Source organism: Vibrio sp. SS-MA-C1-2 (genome assembly GCF_021513135.1).
GTDB lineage: Bacteria > Pseudomonadota > Gammaproteobacteria > Enterobacterales > Vibrionaceae.
Genome location: NZ_CP090981.1, coordinates 1,174,912 through 1,195,191, shown reverse-complemented (window position 1 = coordinate 1,195,191; position 20,280 = coordinate 1,174,912). Strand labels below are relative to the sequence as shown.

The 20,280-nt window shown below is 38.8% G+C and carries 22 protein-coding genes and 1 pseudogene; 16 read left to right on the top strand and 7 right to left on the bottom strand.

The window, feature by feature from the left end; translation table 11 throughout:
• The first annotated feature begins 107 nt into the window (after nucleotides 1–107).
• The 4 genes from cysK (at nucleotide 108) to crr (ending at nucleotide 3,996) form a co-directional block, all read left to right on the top strand.
• Nucleotides 108–1,076, top strand: coding sequence for a cysteine synthase A (gene cysK, locus L0B53_RS10075; RefSeq protein ID WP_235061913.1), 969 nt, complete (start codon nucleotides 108–110; stop codon nucleotides 1,074–1,076).
• Nucleotides 1,077–1,410: 334 nt separating this feature from the next.
• Entirely contained in the window at nucleotides 1,411–1,668 is a 258-nt protein-coding gene (locus tag L0B53_RS10070; RefSeq protein WP_235061912.1) for an HPr family phosphocarrier protein, read from the top strand.
• A gap of 55 nt (nucleotides 1,669–1,723) precedes the next feature.
• Entirely contained in the window at nucleotides 1,724–3,451 is a 1,728-nt protein-coding gene (gene ptsI, locus L0B53_RS10065) for a phosphoenolpyruvate-protein phosphotransferase PtsI (protein WP_235061911.1), read from the top strand.
• Between the two features lie 35 nt (nucleotides 3,452–3,486).
• Entirely contained in the window at nucleotides 3,487–3,996 is a 510-nt protein-coding gene (gene crr, locus L0B53_RS10060; RefSeq protein ID WP_235061910.1) for a PTS glucose transporter subunit IIA, read from the top strand.
• A gap of 282 nt (nucleotides 3,997–4,278) precedes the next feature.
• Here the strand turns inward: crr and L0B53_RS10055 are convergent, their stop codons facing one another.
• Nucleotides 4,279–5,187, bottom strand: a complete 909-nt coding sequence (locus L0B53_RS10055; protein ID WP_235061909.1) for a Dyp-type peroxidase — start codon at nucleotides 5,185–5,187, stop codon at nucleotides 4,279–4,281.
• A 453-nt stretch (nucleotides 5,188–5,640) separates the two neighbouring features.
• On the opposite strand from L0B53_RS10055, the gene L0B53_RS10050 reads away from it, so the two are divergent.
• From L0B53_RS10050 to L0B53_RS10020, 7 genes and pseudogenes are all read left to right on the top strand, one after another.
• Complete coding sequence (locus tag L0B53_RS10050) at nucleotides 5,641–5,964, top strand: DUF2956 domain-containing protein (RefSeq protein ID WP_235061908.1); 324 nt, start codon at nucleotides 5,641–5,643, stop codon at nucleotides 5,962–5,964.
• Between the two features lie 143 nt (nucleotides 5,965–6,107).
• On the top strand, nucleotides 6,108–6,554 hold the full coding sequence (locus L0B53_RS10045; protein WP_235061907.1) for a DUF1499 domain-containing protein: 447 nt from the start codon (nucleotides 6,108–6,110) through the stop codon (nucleotides 6,552–6,554).
• A 441-nt stretch (nucleotides 6,555–6,995) separates the two neighbouring features.
• On the top strand, nucleotides 6,996–7,220 hold the full coding sequence (locus tag L0B53_RS10040) for a response regulator transcription factor (protein ID WP_235061906.1): 225 nt from the start codon (nucleotides 6,996–6,998) through the stop codon (nucleotides 7,218–7,220).
• A 177-nt stretch (nucleotides 7,221–7,397) separates the two neighbouring features.
• Nucleotides 7,398–7,757: an arsenate reductase gene (locus tag L0B53_RS10035; RefSeq protein WP_235061905.1), complete on the top strand. Its 360-nt coding sequence runs from the start codon at nucleotides 7,398–7,400 to the stop codon at nucleotides 7,755–7,757.
• Between the two features lie 47 nt (nucleotides 7,758–7,804).
• A pseudogene (gene dapE, locus L0B53_RS10030) lies at nucleotides 7,805–8,937 on the top strand (succinyl-diaminopimelate desuccinylase).
• Nucleotides 8,938–9,120: 183 nt separating this feature from the next.
• A complete protein-coding gene (locus L0B53_RS10025; RefSeq protein WP_235061904.1) occupies nucleotides 9,121–9,798 on the top strand; it encodes a M15 family metallopeptidase in 678 nt (225 codons plus the stop codon).
• A 12-nt stretch (nucleotides 9,799–9,810) separates the two neighbouring features.
• Nucleotides 9,811–10,104 carry a DUF2897 family protein gene (locus L0B53_RS10020; RefSeq protein WP_235061903.1) on the top strand — a complete coding sequence of 98 codons (294 nt, stop codon included), beginning with the start codon at nucleotides 9,811–9,813 and terminating at the stop codon, nucleotides 10,102–10,104.
• A 118-nt stretch (nucleotides 10,105–10,222) separates the two neighbouring features.
• Here L0B53_RS10020 and bamC read toward each other — a convergent pair whose 3' ends face one another.
• Nucleotides 10,223–11,263 carry an outer membrane protein assembly factor BamC gene (gene bamC / locus L0B53_RS10015; protein ID WP_235061902.1) on the bottom strand — a complete coding sequence of 347 codons (1,041 nt, stop codon included), beginning with the start codon at nucleotides 11,261–11,263 and terminating at the stop codon, nucleotides 10,223–10,225.
• A gap of 13 nt (nucleotides 11,264–11,276) precedes the next feature.
• Nucleotides 11,277–12,155 (bottom strand): 4-hydroxy-tetrahydrodipicolinate synthase, encoded by an 879-nt coding sequence (gene dapA / locus L0B53_RS10010; RefSeq protein WP_235061901.1) that lies wholly within the window; start codon nucleotides 12,153–12,155, stop codon nucleotides 11,277–11,279.
• Nucleotides 12,156–12,335: 180 nt separating this feature from the next.
• Between dapA and L0B53_RS10005 the strand changes: the two genes are divergently transcribed.
• Both L0B53_RS10005 and bcp read left to right on the top strand, forming a co-directional pair.
• The gene (locus L0B53_RS10005) at nucleotides 12,336–12,869 is read left to right on the top strand and encodes a glycine cleavage system protein R (RefSeq protein ID WP_235061900.1); all 534 of its coding nucleotides are present in this window, start codon (nucleotides 12,336–12,338) and stop codon (nucleotides 12,867–12,869) included.
• 53 nt (nucleotides 12,870–12,922) lie between these two features.
• The gene (gene bcp / locus L0B53_RS10000) at nucleotides 12,923–13,390 is read left to right on the top strand and encodes a thioredoxin-dependent thiol peroxidase (protein ID WP_235061899.1); all 468 of its coding nucleotides are present in this window, start codon (nucleotides 12,923–12,925) and stop codon (nucleotides 13,388–13,390) included.
• A gap of 260 nt (nucleotides 13,391–13,650) precedes the next feature.
• Here bcp and L0B53_RS09995 read toward each other — a convergent pair whose 3' ends face one another.
• Both L0B53_RS09995 and L0B53_RS09990 read right to left on the bottom strand, forming a co-directional pair.
• Nucleotides 13,651–14,763 carry an AI-2E family transporter gene (locus L0B53_RS09995; RefSeq protein WP_235061898.1) on the bottom strand — a complete coding sequence of 371 codons (1,113 nt, stop codon included), beginning with the start codon at nucleotides 14,761–14,763 and terminating at the stop codon, nucleotides 13,651–13,653.
• Between the two features lie 14 nt (nucleotides 14,764–14,777).
• A complete protein-coding gene (locus tag L0B53_RS09990; protein WP_235061897.1) occupies nucleotides 14,778–14,957 on the bottom strand; it encodes a sulfurtransferase TusA family protein in 180 nt (59 codons plus the stop codon).
• Between the two features lie 184 nt (nucleotides 14,958–15,141).
• On the opposite strand from L0B53_RS09990, the gene L0B53_RS09985 reads away from it, so the two are divergent.
• The 3 genes from L0B53_RS09985 (at nucleotide 15,142) to L0B53_RS09975 (ending at nucleotide 17,474) form a co-directional block, all read left to right on the top strand.
• Entirely contained in the window at nucleotides 15,142–16,602 is a 1,461-nt protein-coding gene (locus L0B53_RS09985) for a M48 family metalloprotease (protein ID WP_235061896.1), read from the top strand.
• 117 nt (nucleotides 16,603–16,719) lie between these two features.
• Complete coding sequence (gene arsC, locus L0B53_RS09980) at nucleotides 16,720–17,067, top strand: arsenate reductase (glutaredoxin) (RefSeq protein ID WP_235062226.1); 348 nt, start codon at nucleotides 16,720–16,722, stop codon at nucleotides 17,065–17,067.
• A 2-nt stretch (nucleotides 17,068–17,069) separates the two neighbouring features.
• Complete coding sequence (locus tag L0B53_RS09975; protein ID WP_235061895.1) at nucleotides 17,070–17,474, top strand: DUF2069 domain-containing protein; 405 nt, start codon at nucleotides 17,070–17,072, stop codon at nucleotides 17,472–17,474.
• Between the two features lie 91 nt (nucleotides 17,475–17,565).
• On the opposite strand, the gene L0B53_RS09970 is transcribed toward L0B53_RS09975, so the two are convergent.
• Nucleotides 17,566–18,834 carry a DUF2066 domain-containing protein gene (locus L0B53_RS09970; protein ID WP_235061894.1) on the bottom strand — a complete coding sequence of 423 codons (1,269 nt, stop codon included), beginning with the start codon at nucleotides 18,832–18,834 and terminating at the stop codon, nucleotides 17,566–17,568.
• Nucleotides 18,835–18,924: 90 nt separating this feature from the next.
• On the bottom strand, nucleotides 18,925–20,130 hold the full coding sequence (locus tag L0B53_RS09965) for a uracil-xanthine permease family protein (protein WP_235062225.1): 1,206 nt from the start codon (nucleotides 20,128–20,130) through the stop codon (nucleotides 18,925–18,927).
• Nucleotides 20,131–20,280 lie beyond the last annotated feature (150 nt).

Below are 20,280 nucleotides of genomic sequence, written 5' to 3'. Positions count from 1 at the left end.
AACGTCAATGACTTTAGATATAAGATATAACGTTTTAGATGTTTTACTCTTTGCAGAATAGAACTAAGCTATAACTCTATCAGTATGAATAAAAAGGAATTGAAAAAATGAGTCGCATTTATGATGATAACTCCTACACGATTGGTCATACCCCATTAGTCCGTTTAAATCATGTCAGCAATGGAAATGTTTTAGCTAAAGTCGAAGCAAGAAACCCAAGCTTTAGTGTGAAGTGTCGTATTGGTGCCAATCTAATTTGGGATGCAGAAAAGTCAGGTAAATTAAACTCAGATATAGAAATTGTTGAACCAACCAGCGGAAATACAGGTATTGCTCTAGCCTACGTTGCCGCGGCGAGAGGCTATAAGCTAACATTAACAATGCCTGATACTATGAGCCTAGAGCGTCGAAAGCTACTTGCAGCTCTTGGTGCAAACCTTGTTTTAACTGAAGGTGCAAAAGGAATGAAAGGGGCCATTGCTACAGCCGAAGAAATTGTCGCATCGGATCCAAGTAAATACCTGCTTCTTCAACAGTTCAATAACCCTGCTAACCCAGAAATTCATATTAAAACTACAGGCCCAGAGATCTGGCAAGACACCGATGGTGAAATTGATATCTTTGTTGCCGGCGTGGGGACTGGTGGTACTATTTCTGGTGTCACTCAATACATTAAAAATGAGCAAGGCAAAGCGATTAGCGCCATTGCCGTTGAGCCGACAGAGTCACCCGTAATTACGCAAGCCTTAGCAGGAGAAGAATTAACACCTGGCCCTCATAAAATTCAAGGTATCGGTGCTGGATTCATTCCTGGTAATCTCGATCTATCACTGCTTGACGGTGTAGAACAGGTAACATCAGATGAAGCGATTGAAATGGCACAACGCTTAATGAAAGAAGAAGGTATTCTGGCGGGGATCTCATCTGGTGCTGCTGTTGTTGCGGCAAACCGTTTAGCGGCACGTCCTGAAAATAAAGGTAAAACTATTGTCACAATATTACCGAGTTCTGGTGAACGTTATTTAAGTACCGCACTTTTTGCAAATATATTTTCTGAAAAAGAATTACAGCAATAATGTAATCTTATTAATCTAAATCGAAATTATGGCTCAAGATAACAACATATCTTGAGTCATATTTATGCAATTGAAATAATACAACCAAATAAAGCATGACCCAAATCACATTTTCGGCTTATTTATAGAAATACGCAAAATAAAATGTAATAAAACTACCTTTTTTCATTATACAAGAGGGGTATATTTCAGATAGAATTGATCTCAAGAAATATCTTTACGCTATTATGTATTATAGTACCTATGCGTATAGCTACTTTGTAGAAATACATAAAATTAATAGCTAGATTAAATTAAGTTTAAATATTAATAGTAAATTTCATTGAGGTTCAATATGTATCAGAAAGATGTAGTAATCACAGCAGAAAACGGTCTTCACACTCGCCCAGCAGCACAGTTCGTTAAAGAAGCAAAAAGCTTTGACGCGAAAATCACTGTAATTTCTAACGGTAAAAGTGCAAGTGCAACAAGCCTATTCAAGCTACAAACTTTAGGTCTAACTAAAGGTACTGAAATCACTATCTCTGCTGAAGGCGCTCAAGAGCAAGAAGCAGTTGACCATTTAGTAGCTCTAATGGATACGCTGGTTTAATATCTAGCTTATATTCATCTAACTCTTTATGTTCAATTAACTTTAAGGTATCGCTATGACTTCAGGTATTCTAGCATCCCCAGGTATTGCTTTCGGTAAAGCTCTACTCCTTGCTGAAGATGAAATTGTAATCAATAAAAATTCGATCTCTGCAGATCAAATTGACACTGAAATTCAGCGTTTTATTGACGCTCGAAGCAAATCAGTTGCGCAATTAGAGGTTGTAAAACAGAAAGCTCTTGAAACTTTTGGTGAAGAAAAGGAAGCTATCTTCGAAGGGCATATCATGCTGCTTGAAGATGAAGAGTTAGAAGAAGAGATTATTGCTCACATCAAAGACAACAAAGCTTCTGCTGATGCGGCTATTTACGCAATCATCGAAGAACAAGCGGTTGCTCTTGAATCTCTAGATGACGAGTACTTAAAAGAACGTGCTACAGATATCCGTGATATCGGTTACCGCGTTGTTAAAAATGCGTTAGGGATTGAGATTGTATCTTTAAGCTCAATCAATGAAGAAGTTATTCTGGTTGCTAACGATCTGACCCCATCAGAGACTGCACAGATTAACCTAAACTACGTTCTTGGCTTTATCACTGATATTGGTGGTAGAACATCGCATACTTCAATCATGGCACGTTCATTAGAACTACCTGCTATTGTTGGTACTGGTGACATTACACAAACAGTTAAGAATGGCGATATGCTCGTTCTTGATGCGATCAATAACAAAATCATCGTTAACCCTTCTGAGCAAGAGTTAGCCGATGTTAAAGTGATTCGTGATCAGTTCATTGCTGAAAAAGAAGAACTAGCAAAATTAAAAGACCTTCCAGCCATTACACTTGATGGCCATCAAGTAGAAGTTTGTTCAAACATCGGTACACTGAAAGATTGTGACGGTGCTGAGCGTAACGGTGCTGAAGGTGTTGGTCTATACCGTACAGAATTCCTATTTATGGATCGCGATAGCCTGCCAACTGAAGAGATTCAGTTCCAGTCTTATAAAGCTGTCGCTGAAGCGATGACTGGTCAAGCAGTCATTGTTCGTACGATGGACATCGGTGGTGATAAAGATCTGCCATATTTAGATCTTCCTACTGAAATGAACCCATTCCTTGGATGGCGCGCAATTCGTATCTGTTTAGATCGTCGTGAAATTTTACGTGACCAGTTACGTGCAATTCTACGTGCATCTGCATACGGTAAGCTACGTATCATGTTCCCGATGATCATCTCTGTAGAAGAGATTCGTGAACTAAAAGCAGCGCTAGATACTTACAAAGCAGAATTACGTGCTGAAAATATCGCATTTGATGAAAAGATTGAAGTTGGTGTCATGGTTGAAACACCAGCAGCAGCGGCAATTGGTCATCACTTAGCGAAAGAAGTAGACTTCTTTAGTATTGGTACTAACGACTTAACACAGTATACTCTAGCAGTAGACCGTGGTAATGAACTTATTTCACACTTATACAACCCACTATCACCTGCAGTATTAACTGTAATCAAGCAAGTGATTGATGCCTCTCATAAAGAAGGCAAGTGGACTGGTATGTGTGGCGAATTAGCTGGTGATGAGAGAGCAACTCTTTTATTATTAGGTATGGGATTAGATGAATTCAGCATGAGCTCAATTTCAATTCCACACATTAAGAAGATTATTCGCAATGCGAACTTCGAAGATGTTAAACTAATGGCTGAACAAGCATTAGCGATGCCAACAGCGGCAGAAATCGAAGCCCATGTTGATAACTTTATCGCTGAAATGACAAACTGCTAATTTGTAATATAGACAATAAATTTGAGGAGTAAGATATGGGTTTATTCGACAAACTGAAGAAAATGGTTTCAGACGATAGCAACGATAGCAACGTAATTGAGATTATTGCACCTCTTTCAGGTGAAATTGTAAATATTGAAGATGTGCCAGATGTTGTTTTTGCTGAAAAAATCGTTGGTGACGGTATTGCTATTAAGCCTGCTGGTAACAAAATGGTTGCTCCAGTAAACGGCACAATCGGTAAAATTTTCGAAACCAACCACGCATTCTCTATTGAGTCTGATGATGGTATTGAGCTGTTTGTTCACTTCGGTATTGACACAGTAGAACTTAAAGGCGAAGGTTTCACTCGCATCGCTTCTGAAGGTCAATCTGTAAAAGTTGGCGATACAGTTATCGAATTTGATCTTGCTGTTCTTGAAGAGAAAGCAAAATCAACACTAACGCCTGTTGTCATCTCTAATATGGATGAAATCAAAGAGTTAAATAAACTTTCTGGCGCTGTAACTGTTGGTGAAAGCCCAGTAATCCGCATCAAAAAGTAATCAATCACCTAGCTTAAGTGACTAACGATGTATCGTTAATCTAACTTAGATAGTGATCAAAAAAGCCGCTTATTTGCGGCTTTTTTATGTTTGCTATTTAGCTGTTGCTGCAATATATACTTCAAACAATATGAGCATATATACCCTTCTTACTTGAAGTTGCTAGGTTGTTGGCGATATTCATTCGCCCCAATCATATAGAAAATCTATACTCATGGAGCCTCACTCACTTGCCGCCTACTAGCAACGCCAATTACTTTAGGTATAAGCATTCGATAGAAATTATGACTTAATTGATAAGTTATCTAATACTGTCAACGATGGAGCAAATAAATAGCTACCTGTCACCGCTTTAGTGTAGTTCAATAACTGATCACACTGCCCATCCTCACCTTCACCATACATACTCTTTAACATCGCATCAAAGTTATGAATAGAGTGACAATAAGCAATAAAGAGTAAACCATGATCACCACTGACCGTACCATACGGCAAACTATGACGAACAATTTTTAACCCTTTGCCATCTTCTTTCAGATCAACACGTCCAACATGCGAACAAGGTGGAACATCCTCTAACTCAACTGAATCATCTTTGGTGCGTCCAATCACTTGTTCTTGATGCTGTTGGCTCTCTTGACTCCACGGACTCAACGTATGAATAAAACGCTGTAGCATGACATAACTACCACCAGCATGCTCACCATCAGCAACCAATGCGACATCTCTACGCTGTTGCTCAATCGTTGGATTCTCAGTCCCATCGATAAAATCCGTCATATCACGAGAATCTAAATAACGGAACCCATAAGTCTCATCTTCTATTTTAACTTTATCGCTAATTGGCTCGATAAATTCCTTTAAAAGAGCAAAATTCAAGTCATGACGAACAGAGTGAACATGCAATAACAGATCGCAAGATGTCGACGGTGCAACAATCTCTCCAGAGCCGTAAGCTGGGAATGGAATTAACTCGGCAGGCATTGCCACATTAAATTGCTGCCAAAAAGCATGACTAAAAGCAACAGATGCTGAAAGCTCACTGCCAGAAAATCGTTGATTAAATGTAGACACTTGAGCAGCTAAAGCCTGACACTGTTGCAGAACGGCTTTACTATCCTTAATCACACTCATTGTTGCATAGAGAGCAAACGGGCTTGCGAGAGGTATAATACCTGACTGTTCATTCATATAATTAACTCCACATAATGTTATATTATTATCACTATTTTGCACGTAATCACCTTACCCTAATTACTTAAAGCATATTCCCTTCATACTTGAAGCTGCTAAGCTAGGTTTGTAACAGTAACACCTACATTCGTTTATCCCAATCGTATAGCACACTGATACTCATCAAACCTTACTCACTTGCTACTTATTAGCAATTCCCATTATTTTAGGTCTATAATTGCTGAAAAGTATCAATTGATCGATATATTCAATAAAACAAACAACCTTAGCAACAATAAGTTAAAGAAATTTAAAAATAACTACCAACAGTTATCCAGATCACCTTTATCAATAGAATCGGTTGAAATCTAAAGCCGTTAGAATCATGATACGGTCATAAAAGTGTTAAGATATGCTTTCACTCTTATATTTCACCAGTTTATCACTATAGTAAAAAAGATTGGATCTATCATGGCGCAAAACAGTTCACCAGAAACACAGTCAGAAGCCTTAAATATTGCAAAAGCAACTCAAAAGCCGGGACAAACTAAAGAACAGACAAAACTGATTGCTCAAGGCGTTCAAAAGGGGATCGATCTCTATAAAAAGCAGCAAAAAGCAAAAGCTAGAGAACGTGATAAACTTAAGAAAAAAGAACAAAAACAAAAATTAAAAGCGGAAGATAATATTCAAACTCCTACCATCAATGAACCAGAAGAAGTGAAACAGCACTGGTTACCTTGGGTTTTATTGTTGGCAAGTTGGGTTGGGTTCTTTTTTATATACCCAAAGTAATTGGAGTGGCTAGTAGGCGGCAAGTGAATGAGGTCTCATGAGTATAGGTGTACTCTATGATTGGGGCGAATGAGCGTAGCCAACAACCTAGCAACTTCAAGTATGAAGGGTATAATGGGTAATAAATAGCACAGGATGAAGCAATGAGCAGATACTTACTACTCCCTTTAATGCTGGTACTGCTAACGGGATGCAGCAGCCAAAGCCAAGAAATCAAAGGTGATAATATCAAAAATCAATTATCAGAGTGTCAAGGTGATCCCAACTGTATATCAAGTAGCGATAAGCGTGAAAAGTTTTACTTTGAGCCACTAACCTTGAAAAAAGACAGTTATGATAACTGGCGTAAACTGTCAGTTGCCATAGAAAGTATTCCCCATGCCACATTAGTTTCATCTTCAAATGAGTATCTTCATTTTACCTTTACTAGCCAAGTCTTCGGTTTTGTCGATGACTTTGAGTTATTAAAAAAAGGAAAAACTGTTGAGGTAAGATCAGAGTCTAGAACAGGAAAGTATGACTTTGGGGTTAACCGTAAACGTGCAGATAGCATCAAGAAAATGCTAGAGAAAAAAGCACTGATTCAATAAGGTTAAAATAGATGATAAAAACGCAGTTATGCTACACGCATCACTGCGCTTTTTTATCCTCTGTAACTACGCTCTCAACTTTAACGGCGCACTTTTTAAACTCTCTCTCTTTTCCTCAAGATAAATATAAAGCACGTCCCCACCTCTTTGTTCTGCCCACATTACCATCGGTAAAATCAGATCACATCTATGAGTAAATTCGAAAATATTAATGACCAATAACAAATGAAGAGAAAAACAATAGGAAATTCTCACTTTTAAAGCGAAATAGAACCAATCAGATAGAGAAATAAAGATATAGTAGATCAGTAAAACCAGCGCAGTCAGATATTTTTTAATTTCATTTTTCTTAATTTAGAAAGTCTATTTTTACTCAAAATTATTGGAGTTACTAGTAGACGGCAAGTATGAAGGGGATAATGACAATCAATGAGTCGCTTTATGATTAATCGTAAAAAGATCACAGCTCAAGAATTACTTCAGCAACTAACCTCTCGAGAAAAAGAGGTTTTAGAAGCATTATCTCTAGGGCTAAATAATCGAGAAATTGGGCAGGAACTGTTTATTTGTGAAACAACGGTTAAAGTACATCTTAGGCATATCTTTAAAAAATTAAAAGTAAAGTCGAGAACCGAAGCCCTTTTGTTCTATCTACAATATAAGTAATCAATGCACATCTACTAGCATAAAACTCTGTATGGGTATTAATGTCAGCCCTTTGACTTAAACCCTATATTATTAATAAATGAAATTTTCCCCATTAACAACAGTAACAACTGCTGATAATTCTATCTGAGTATGATTTAATAACTCATCATTAAATATTATTTGGAAAATGAAAAAATGAGTGATATCACCCTCTATGGATTGAGCGCATCAACCTGCGATACCATGAAAAAAGCTTGCAAATGGCTAGAGAACAACGGTAATAGTTATTCTCTCCATAATTACCGTGTTGAGGGTTTAACGTTAGAACAATTGACGATATTTGAGGCAAGTATTGGTTGGGAAACACTGGTCAATAAACGCAGTACAACTTATCGTCAGTTGAGTGATGCACAGAAAAAAGGATTAAATAAAGAGAGTGCGATAACATTAATGTTAGAACAACCGACATTAATCAAGCGACCATTATTATCTTATCAAGGCAATTATTACGTCGGCTTTAAAGCGGATCAATATAATTCAATTTTCAATGGATAATCACCATTAACCCCCACCTCTTTATCTTTTAGTAAAAGGATTTATTTATGCAAGATAGCCCAGTACTCCAACTAGCTAAACAACTGATTAATCAAAAGTCAGTCACCCCTGATGATGCTAATTGCCAACAGATGATGATTGAACGACTCGAAAAACTTGGTTTTATTATTGAAACCATGGTATTTGAAGATACCACCAACCTTTGGGCTCGTCGTGGTACTGAAGCCCCCTATTTACCTTTGCCGGGCATACCGATGTGGTTCCCGCTGGTAATTTAGCAGACTGGAACACTGACCCTTTTCAAGCAACCATTATTGATGATGTTCTTTATGGTCGTGGTGCAGCGGATATGAAAGGCTCATTGGCTGCGATGATTGTTGCGGTTGAAACTTTTGTCACAGAGAACCCAGACCATCAAGGATCTATTAGCTTTCTTATTACCTCAGATGAAGAAGGTCCCTTTATTAATGGTACAACTCGCGTAATTGATACTTTAATGGCGCGTAATGAGATCATCGATATGTGTATTGTCGGTGAACCATCAAGCACAAACGTCGTCGGTGATGTGATCAAGAATGGCCGTCGAGGTTCTATTACCGGTGACTTGATCATTAAAGGAATACAAGGGCATGTAGCCTACCCTCATCTTGCTAGTAACCCAATTCATAACGCGTTAAAAGCTCTCTCCGAACTAGCAGAATATGAGTGGGATAAGGGAAATGAATTTTTCCCACCCACTAGCTTTCAAATTCCAAATATTGCCGCAGGGACAGGAGCTTCAAATGTCATCCCTGGGGAGTTATCCGTTCAGTTTAACCTTCGCTTTAGTACGGAAGTAACGGCAGACCTTATTAAAGAGAAAGTGCAGCAAATTCTTGATAACCACCAACTCGATTATCAACTAAAATGGACATTAAGTGGCAATCCATTTTTAACGTCAAGTGGCTCGCTGGTTGATGCTGCGGTTAAAGCCATTAATGATGTTAATCAACAACAACCTCAACTTTTAACAACCGGTGGGACTTCTGATGGTCGCTTTATCGCAACAACAGGGGCACAGGTTATCGAATTAGGACCAACCAATGCAACGATTCATAAAGTCAATGAATGTGTTGCGGTTATTGAGCTTGAAAAACTCACTGTAATGTATCAAAAAACGTTAGAAAACTTATTAAAGTAATCTTATTTTGAATCCAAAAACATTGGCTTATACCTAAAATAGTTGGAGTTGCGAGTAGGCAACAAGTGAGTGAGGCCCCATGAGTATAGGTGTATTATATGATTGGGGTGAACGAGTGCAGTCAACAACCTAGCGACTTCAAGTATGCAGGGTATAATAACCGACTTAAAAAAGTAGCCAAAAATGAAGCGATTAACCACTAAAGAATTAACCGGACAAACTGAACAGCACATTGATCCAGATATTGGATTGCATCATGATGTGATACCTGCTTTCTTAGCGTTAAAACAAGCCGCAAAAGAGGCAGGATTTGAGTTAGCTATTGCCAGTGGTTTTCGCTCATTTGAACGACAAAAAGTCATTTGGAATGCCAAATTTAATGGTCTGCGTCCAGTTCTTAACAATCAAAGCCAACCTATTGATATTAGAACACTATCCGAGATAGAACTGATTCACGCTATTATGCGTTGGTCAGCCCTACCAGGTGCAAGTCGCCACCATTGGGGGACAGATTTTGATATCTACGCCAAAAACTTACTGCCCGAAGGAGAAAAATTAGCATTGGAACCTTGGGAGTATCAATCTGGTGGGCATCAGTTTCTTTTTTCACAATGGTTAAACTCTTATCTTCAAGATTCTCCTTTTTTCCTTCCTTATATCAAGGATAAGGGCGGTGTAGCGACGGAGCCTTGGCATATCAGTTATGCGCCTATCGCAAAAAAAGCACTACAAGATATCGATATAAAACAACTTACTACCCTATTTTCAATCGAAGATGTTGCTGGGAAATCGCAAATAATCAAAAATATTGATATCCTATATGACAGGTATATATCCAATATAAATAAAACATATAACTAAAAAGGTAAATAGATGGAATGGTTAACTAACCCTTGGGTTATCGGTATAGTTGTATTTAGTTTTATCCTTAGCCAGATGATGACTTTTTTAAAAGCGCCGAAGCCAAAACTTCCTCAAAGCTATATTGATCGAAAGAAAAAAGAAGCGGAAGAGTTAGAACAGCAGCAGATAGAGCAAGCAAATCGACGTGAAAAGTTTGCGCAGCAACAACAAACAGAACAACAAGCTCAAGAGGCTTTAAGCCAGCAAGGAAAGAAAAACTTTGCACAAGAACAGAAACGTGCTGAGCAAAAGAGTGATAAATAACGATCGTTAAGATCATCAATAAAATTGAATGAAAATAGAAAAAACCATACTAAACCCAATATCGATAAGTGGTTAGTATGGTTTTTTTATATTCAGATTACGTTGATAAACTCAAATTCTATTTTGACTTATCTTTGCTATTTTCACGCTCAACAACAGCAGATAAAATAGGTGCTAAAGACTTTAAGATCTCTTCATTTACAGGCTTGCCATCTTTATCCGTCACATTTAATGACGTTCGGTTGCCTAAATCTCCTAACTGGATTTTATATTCATTATTATCCAATTGAAGTGGTGAAGTCCCTAACTCCTGCCAAAACTCATCATCTGGTGATTTATATTTAACATCAATCATACCTTGTGAGCTATTTCGACTGGTAATCTCAAAACCAAAATTATCAAGTAATTTAGGTAGGCGAGCCCAGAAAATATTATAAGGGGCACGCGCAATAATAACAGGTAAACCACTACGATCATGCCCTAATGAAATCGGGATCCGTTTAATTAACTCATCCGCTTTCTTTTGAGCAATGATACGTTGTTGAGTATCATAATATGAGGTCACCATATTTGCCATTTGAATACTATAACGATCTCTAGAAAGTGTATCCGCAGAGGTCTCTTGACCATTACGCTGCCACTCTAACGTACTAAAACGTAACCCTAGTTGGTCATCTTTATTAATACGTTCAATTAAATAGCGCACACCATATTCAAGATCTTCATCTTCAATATTCCAACGAACCCAATCGGTTTCAATTTTATCGATTGACTGACTACGAATCTTAATTTTCTTATTCGCAATGGCTTTAATAATCGAGTTCCAGATATCATTGGTCTCTTGCTCTCGAATAGTCCAGATAGTGACAACACCATCTTGCTCTTCTGAACGCGCACCTGGAATTAACTCCAAAATCTGTAATGGCGGGCGAATGTCAACTTGCTTACCAACAAACCCACTTTTCTCACCTGATGGAATCATATAATGAGTTGAAAAATAAACAGGCTCATCTTGAGGAACAACCAAAGGCTTTAAATTAGGTGTATCCATGTATTTAAAATCTTGCTTTGCTTGACGACGCTGTTCCGCACCACCTGAACAGGCTGCTAGAGTACCTGCAACGGTAAGACAAAGTGCGACTCGATAGAAAGAGTTCATGAATGCTCCTGCATTACAGTAAATTGGCTTTTTTCAAGGCATCTCTCACTGTTTGATGATAACCATCTTGCAGTGGTGTTAAAGGAAGGCGTAACGTACCATTAGTGATAAGTCCTAACTCTTTTGTTGCCCACTTAACTGGAATTGGATTCGCTTCAATAAACAGATCTTGATGGAGTCCCATTAATCGGTCGTTAATCTCTTCGGCTTTAGTGAACTCACCTTCAAGAGCAGCTTGGTAAAGCTTAGCCATATCTGATGCCGCTACATTAGCAGTAACAGAGATAGTTCCATGACCACCGACACGCATAAATTCAAGACCCGTTGCATCATCACCTGTTAATTGGACAAAGTCATCGCCACATAATTCACGGGTTTTTGCCACTCGACTTAAATCCGCAGTCGCATCTTTGATACCAACAATATTATCTAATTTCGCTAAACGAGCTGCCGTTTCAGGTAATAAGTCACAAGCCGTTCGACCTGGAACATTATAAAGAATAATTGGCACTTCTGATGCTTCAGAAATCGCTTTGAAATGAAGATAAAGACCTTCTTGAGTTGGCTTATTGTAATAAGGTGTCACACTCAAACAACCAGCCACGCCGGTACCATTAAATAATTTAGTAAATGTCACTGCTTCGTGAGTTGCATTCGCGCCAGCACCCGCAATAACAGGAATACGACCAGCAGCAAATTCGAGAGTCTTCATGACGACTTTAACATGTTCATCAACCGTTAATGTTGCTGACTCTCCTGTGGTTCCCATCGCTACAATACCATCAGTGCCCGAAGCAATATGGTATTCGACAAGTTTTTCTAAGCTTGCATAGTCAACTTCGCCAGAAGAATCTAATGGGGTTACCAGTGCAACAATACTTCCTGAAAACATCTTTACTCTCCTTTAAACTAGATTTCTCATGTTACTTTTGCTCTTAAGTAAAAACAAGTAGAGATCTAATTTTAAACAACAATATTCAGTAATATATTGGTTATTTTGTCATTAACTCTACAGTGATACTGTTACTTTGCTGTGATACTATAAATTATCTCGTTTCTCGTAGAGCATTTTATGGAACATTATCTAGTTATTACCGCCGTTGGAACTAATCGCCAAGGAATATCAAATCAGATCACTCACCATATCAGTGAGTGCAACTGTAATATTGTTGATAGTCGAATAGCCAATTTTGGTGCAGAATTTACTTTAATTATGCTACTTTCTGGCAATAATAATTCACTTTCGAGAGTAGAAGCGACATTACCTCTTGTCGGTCAGCAGCATGACTTATTAATTGTCATGAAGCGTACCAGTAAACATACAGCGATAGACTCATCTCATCGTGCCGTGATTAAAGCGCAACTTGACGATACTCCTGGAATTATTCAGCAGTACACGGAATTTCTTGCATCAAGAACGATAGATATTTCAACATTAAAAACGGATACTGAACAATCTAATCAAGAACACTCTGCCCCTCAGCTTCATATCGAGATCACGACTCGGCTTCCCGATTCAATTGATTTAGATAAGTTGGAGCAAGATTTTATGGCTTTAGGTGAAAAGCTCAATGCCACAAGCTCGATTAATTTTATGCCTCGATAATTAAACATCGCCATATCATTATCTCTAAGTAGACAATAAATAGGAAAAACCAGATGGATACTCTAGTTGCAGGAAGTGTAGCGCCTAACTTTACACTTCAAGATCAAAATGATACCTCAGTCACCCTGTCTGATTTTGCAGGCAAGAAAGTACTGATCTATTTTTACCCAAGAGCTTCAACTCCGGGTTGTACCACACAAGCTAAGGGCTTACGTGACAGTAAAGCTGAACTAGATGCACTGAATGTTGTTGTCCTTGGCATCAGCCCTGATACTCCAAAAAAATTGACTAACTTTATTAATAAGCAAGAGTTAAATTTCACTCTGCTTGCTGATGAGGATCATGCAGTTTGTGAAAGCTATGGTATATGGCGATTAAAGAAATTTATGGGCAAGGAATTCATGGGCGTTGTTCGCACCAGCTTCTTAATTGATGAAAAAGGCAAGATTGAACATGTCTTTGATAAGTTCAAAACTAAAGATCATCATCAAGTCGTGTTAGATTATCTGAACGCGAAATAAGCGTTAACTTGTCTTATACCCAAAGTAATTGGCGTTGCTAGTCGGCGGCAAGTGAGTGAGGCCCCATGAGTAATAGGTGTACTCTATGATTAGGGCGAATGAGCGACGCCAACAACCTAGCAACTTCAAGTAAGAAGGGAATATACAAAAAAGCGAGAAGGTTAACTTGATAAGCTAACCCTCTCGCTTTTTAATTTGTCATCTTCACTTTTAACAGCTCAGCCAACTAACGCCCCCCACCTAAGGTAAGCCGCAACGTCTTACTTCTCTGAGTTATCACTAATTCTTGCTAAGACTTTCTGCTCATGGCTAAGTGGTTTTTTTTCATCATGAACTGACAAGGCAGTCCAAACCGCTTTTACCAATGTCGCGAGTGGAATAGCGAAGAAGACACCCCAAACACCCCACAAACCACCAAAGAATAACACCGCTACAATGATCCAAACTGGATGGAGATTTACCGCTTCAGAAAAGAGAATCGGCACTAACACATTGCCATCTAATATTTGAATCAGCATATAAGCAGAAAGTAACCACCAAAACTCAGGTGAAATACCCCACTGGAAAAGAGCCACCATAGCAACCGGAGCGGTAACTGCCGCCGCACCTATGTAGGGGATCAGAACAGATAAACCAATAGCGACACTTAATAACGCCGTATAGCGAAGATCCATCACAGAGAAAACAACATAACTCACACCACCAACAATAATTATCTCCGTCACTTTACCGCGAATATAATTAGAGATTTGTTGATTCATTTCACTACCAACACGGTTAGCTAAACGACGATTTTTCGGTAATAAGTCAGTTACGTTCCTTAGCATCTCATTTTTATCTTTTAATAAGAAGAAGGCGAGAAGAGGCACTAAAATCAGGTATACACCTAATGAAGCAATATTAATCAATGAAGAGACAGACCCTTTCACCACACTTTCGCCTAAGCCGAGCAGTTTATCTCGAGCAGTATCCATTACAGAAACAACAACATGAGGCGCAATCAATTCGGGGTAACGTTCAGGTAAGCTAACTGCAAAATGTTGAAGATCATTAAACATATTGGGTAAATCAGCGATAAAATTAGCAACTTGATGCCAAATAGTTGGAACTAAACCAAAGACGGCCAACAACATAACCCCAACAAAAAGAAGTAACGTTAATGTTGTTGATAGAGAGCGAGGTAACCCTAGTTTACTCAGCTTTGCTACTGGCGCTTCGAGTAAATAAGCTAAGACAATCGCAGCAAACAATGGAGCCAGTAAGCCACCTAAGAAATAGACAACTAAGGCACCAACTAAAATAATAAGCACGAGTGCAACCGCATCTGGATCAGAGAAGCGGCGTCGATACCAACGAGTAAACATTTCCATCATAGTGAATTCACATCTTATTTAATTATAAAAATAGACATAATGCCTTCAACATCATGTTGTACTTGAACAGAAGAAACGACGGTGTGCAGGTAACGAGGTATATCTTGCTTTGCACCACTATCAGCAACCAGAATGGTTAACGATTCCCCTTTTGAAAGTTCTGCTACGCGTCGTTTCGCTAACAAAAGAGCCATAGGGCAACGTTGATTTATTATATTCAGTTCCAATTTAGTCATAATAGCATGTACACTCTAAGGAAATAATAGTTATTGTCATTAAGATGAGTTAAATGAGAAATGAACAATATAAATTAATTTAACTCTAAATATTGTTTACACTTCTTAAATAGAATTTTATTAAACGGTTGGATAAAGTTTAATGTTTATATTGAAAAAAATAACATCATATCTACTGATTGGAAGCTTGTTAACCCCCTCTTTCGCTTTTTCAGCACCTGGGGATTATAATCTGCCTGATATAGGGACAACAGCATCAGGAACGCTATCAATCAGTAAAGAGCTTGAATATGGTGATGCTTATATGCGGATGCTACGAGCCAGCAGCCCCTTAATTACCGATCCGGTATTAAGTGAATATATTCAAAATTTAGGTCATACCTTAGTCGCTAATGCTGATGGAGTAAAAACCCCTTTTCACTTCTTCTTACTCAATAACAGCCAGATTAATGCGTTTGCCTTTTTTGGTGGGTATATTGCTATTCACTCAGGACTGTTCTTATATACCAAAGATGAAAGTGAATTAGCTTCAGTGATGGCGCACGAAATCGCCCATATCACCCAACGCCACCTTGCTCGACATATGGAGGACCAAGCGAAGAAAAATCCAGCGACAATTGCAGCGTTGGTTGGCTCTCTCATGTTAGCGATTGTCTCTCCTCAAGCTGGTATTGCAGCACTGCAAACGACAACGGCAGCTTCAATGCAGAGTCAAATTAACTACACAAGAAGCAATGAAAAAGAGGCCGATCGTATTGGTATTCAAACCTTAGCGCGATCCCATTTTGACGTTGAGGCTATGCCAACCTTTTTTGGTCGTTTAGCTGATCAATACCGTTTCGCGAGCAAGCCACCTGAGATGCTGTTGACTCACCCCCTTCCAGCTTCTCGTTTAACTGACAGCCGATTACGAGCGGGGCAATATAAGCGCTTTATTCCTGCTCTATCTGAGCCTTTCCATCTTGCTCAAGCTCGAATTATTGCCCGCTATTCTCCTTACAGTCAGCAAGCTAAATTTGATTGGTTTAATCGTCGCATAAAAAGCAGTCAATCATTTTCATTAACAAACAGCTTAAATTATGGCAAAGCGTTGCTCTATATCGATAGCCGTCAATATGGAAAAGCAAGAGATCTACTTGCACCATTGATTGCAAAAGAGCCATTGAATCATTTTTATCTCGATAGCATGACTGATTTAAGTCTTGGTGAGAAAAAGTACGATCAAGCGATTAAACGGTTGAAACATGCCTTAAAAACTCAACCTGATAATAGCGTCATCCAGTTAAATCTTGCTAATGCATTATTGGATAAAGGTAAAGCACGAGAAGCAGAAACAATTTTAAATCGAGAAACACATAATAATCCCCAAGATATTAATGGTTGGTCACTGCTAGCTAAAAGCGCAGCAATACAAGGAAATCGAGCTGGAGAGCTTGTTGCACGTGGTGAAATATTTGCACTGAGAGCTCGATGGGATGATGCAATAAATAATTACATAAATGCGAGTCAGTTAAGCCCGTTAGGAAGCTTAGATCAAGCCAGATATGATGCCAGAATCGATCAACTTCGGCAGCAAAGACAGCGATTTCTTGCATTAAAGTAAACAAAAACAGTAAAAAAGTCACACTCATCACTCATGAGTATGACTTCTTTACTTGTAGCTAAACTATTTTTCATTACAATACAGCAAAATTAATCGGTAAAACTCAAGGAATAGATGATGCCTGTTACTATTTATCACAACCCTCGCTGCTCAAAGAGTCGTCAAACACTCGCTCTACTAGAAGAAAAAAATATCCAGCCAACCGTTGTGCTCTACCTTGACATAAATCCAACAGCGGATGAGATAAAAAACCTGATTCAACAACTTGGTTTTGATTCAGCTCGTCAATTGATGCGCACCAAAGATGAGCTCTATAAAAGCTTGAACTTAAAAACAGTTGAAGATGAAGGGCAACTGATTGAAGCGATGGCAAATAACGCAAAGCTGATTGAACGTCCAATTGTTGTGACAGAGAAAGGGGCTCGCATTGGTCGTCCACCAGAGCAAGTATTGGAAGTTATTTAATAATGGCGAGTAAAGGAAATAGCCCACTAACAAGGCAGATTTATTATATTTCATTAGCCAGCACATTAGGCTTATTGGTCTGGGTAGTGTTGTGGCATATTTTTATCTCTCCACCTGCAGAGCTTAATCCTTATGTTTTAGCGGCAGTTTGGACCATTCCCTTGCTTTTTCCTCTCCCGGGAATCATCAAAGGAAAACCCTATACTCACGCTTGGATTAACTTCTGTTTAATGCTCTATTTTCTTCACAGTTTAACTCTACTTTATACCGATGAAGGTGAACGTTGGTTAGCAGCGATAGAATTAGTCTTAACCAGTATCGCTTTTGTCAGCCATAGTTTTTATGCGAAAAAAAGAGGCCAAGAGTTAGGGTTAAGTATTCGTAAGAAGAAAAAGAAGAAAGAATAGAATCAATAAAAAAGAACAAAATAATCAAATAAACAAAAAAAACCGACAACATAAGCTGTTGTCGGTTTTTTATTACTGCATTAAAAATTGATTAACTCTGCCATTGATAAAGTGGTGATATTTTCACCTCTTCTTGTATTGCTGTGGCATCGGGACTGTCTATCTCCGCTTGCTCATCAGTTATTTGAATCGCACTATCCGGTGCAGTATCACTCATAGTAAGGCTTTGTTGTGAATCTGAAGCAATGGCATTGCCTTGTATTCCGGTTGAAGGTGTATTATCTGCCGGTGAACCATTCACAATTTGACTCGTGCTAGCGACATCACTTTCTTCAATCTCAGGTATGCTCTCTTCTTTAACAAAGATTAAACGAGGATCCAGTAATAACTCACGAGCAAACTCTTCTTTATTTGCCAACAAACTGACGGTTAATGTCAATTCATCAGCTTGGAAGCTATCAACACTTAACGTAGCAACTGCCTCTAGATTGGTAATAAGCTGCTCTAACTGATAATAATCTTCACTTGATTCAATGTGATTAACACGTAATGTCAATTTAGACTGCGAGTTATCAGCTAGAGAGATCGAGTACTTTTGAGCAAAGTGCTGAGTCACATTACCCATCACCTCTTTCACACTATTGGCAGTAACACCTCGACTTTGACCTGAAATAGGCAATGTCTGTTCTGCCATAATTTTTGTCGGATTATTATCGAATAGTTGCCAATCGAGTACGGTGTTTTGTCCCTGTTTTTTCGCTTTAATGAGTAAAATGGCATCGGGTGAATAACGCTCACTCGCTTTAGCAACAGGGTTAATAAAACCGCCCCAAAGATCAGTTACGTTCACTGATGTCACATCGGTTAAATCACCAATTGGAGAGATTACCGGTAATCCTCGTTGATCGGCTTGGTCAGAGATAGCCTGTAAAATAGAGTCACTGCCTTGATCCCACGCAATGGATCGAGAACCATTCTGATCCTCAACTAACCAAACTAAAACGAGCGGACGATTGCTGCCCCATAAATTAGCTTTAGCTTGTGAAAGAAGCACTCGAATAGGGGTGTCATTAAATGTAAGCTGCACTGAGCGCTGATTGTCAGCATCATCTTGATAGCTTACTGAACTAATGTAGGAGTTTGGATTACGAAGTGCTTTTTGAACAATAGGATTAGAGATAATCGCTGATTGCCCAGAAACTTTTATCAAGACTTGTTGCAAGCCTTGAACTTTGGCTGTAGCTTCTGCCTGCTTATCATTACTTGATAACAGTACATTGGCGTTATAGAGATCATTTACCTTTGCCGCTTGAGTTGGCAAGGAGAAAAGTATTAATAGCAAATATCCAATTCGTTTCATAACTGATTACCAAATAGAAAAACCTCACCTGATCATAAGCTGAACAGGTAAGGTTGGGCAACAGTAGTTATCAATTAATTTTAATTATTCTTAATGTTCAACACTCTTCGGTAAGAATAAGTTAAGTAATACCGCAAGAACCGCACACAAAGCAATGCCTTGCATCTTATAATCACCAATATTGACAACCATGCCGCCAATGCCGAAAACTAGAATAACCGAGACGATACACATATTACGTGGATCAGTTAAATTTACTTTAGAGCGAATCAAGGTATTCATCCCAACAACCGCAATTGAACCAAACAATAGAGTCATGATGCCACCCATTACCACGACAGGAATGGTATGCAAAAAAGCCCCCACTTTAGCGGTAAATGCAACAACGATAGCAATACATGCAGTCCACGTCATAATCACAGGATTAAAAGATTTAGTTAGCATCACTGCGCCAGTCACTTCAGAGTAAGTGGTATTTGGTGGTCCACCAAATGCTGAAGCTGCCATCGTCGCTAAACCATCCCCTAATAAGGTGCGATGTAAGCCTGGCTTTTTAACATAATCTTTGCCCGTTACAGAACTAATTGCTAACACATCACCAACATGCTCAATAGCTGGCGCAATAACCACCGGAATCATGAACAGAACCGCTTCCCACTGAAATGTTGGTGCTGTGAAATTTGGTACTGCAAACCATGCAGCTTCTTTGACCGGTGAGAAATCAACAATCCCAAAGAAGAGAGAAAGTATATAACCAACAACAATCCCCCCCATGATGGGAATTAGCTTGAAAATACCTTTCCCCACTATCGCAATTAATAATGTCGTAATTAAGGTCGCCAAAGAGATAATCAATGCCACATTAGTTGGAAACATCGGTTGACCATCACCACCCAAGCCTAAAGCCATATTTACAGCTGTAGGTGCTAGATTTAAACCAATCACGATAATAACAGGTCCAACAACCACAGGTGGTAATAGACGATGTAAAATCTCAACACCACGCAGCTTTACTAGTAGACCAAAGAGTGGGTACATTGCCCCTGCCGCCATTAAACCACCAAGGGTTGCTGATAATCCCCAGGTTTGTACGCCATAAAGAATTGGTGCAATAAAAGCAAAAGAAGAGGCGAGAAAAACAGGGACCTGTCTTTTAGTGCACACCTGAAAGATTAATGTTCCGATACCGGCAGTAAAAAAGGCAACGTTTGGATCTAACCCTGTAATTAAGGGAACTAAGACTAAAGCACCAAAGGCAACAAATAGCATCTGCCCCCCTGTTAATGCATCCTTCATTGTTCGCCTACTCATAAATGCCATGAGTTATCTCCTCTCTTTTATCGTTATTTTTTATTTTTATTTTTTATTTTTTATGAACATTAAGCATTGTACTCACTGCCCATTTTATTTTGCTCAAAAAAAACCGGCTTTCGCCGGTTAATTAAA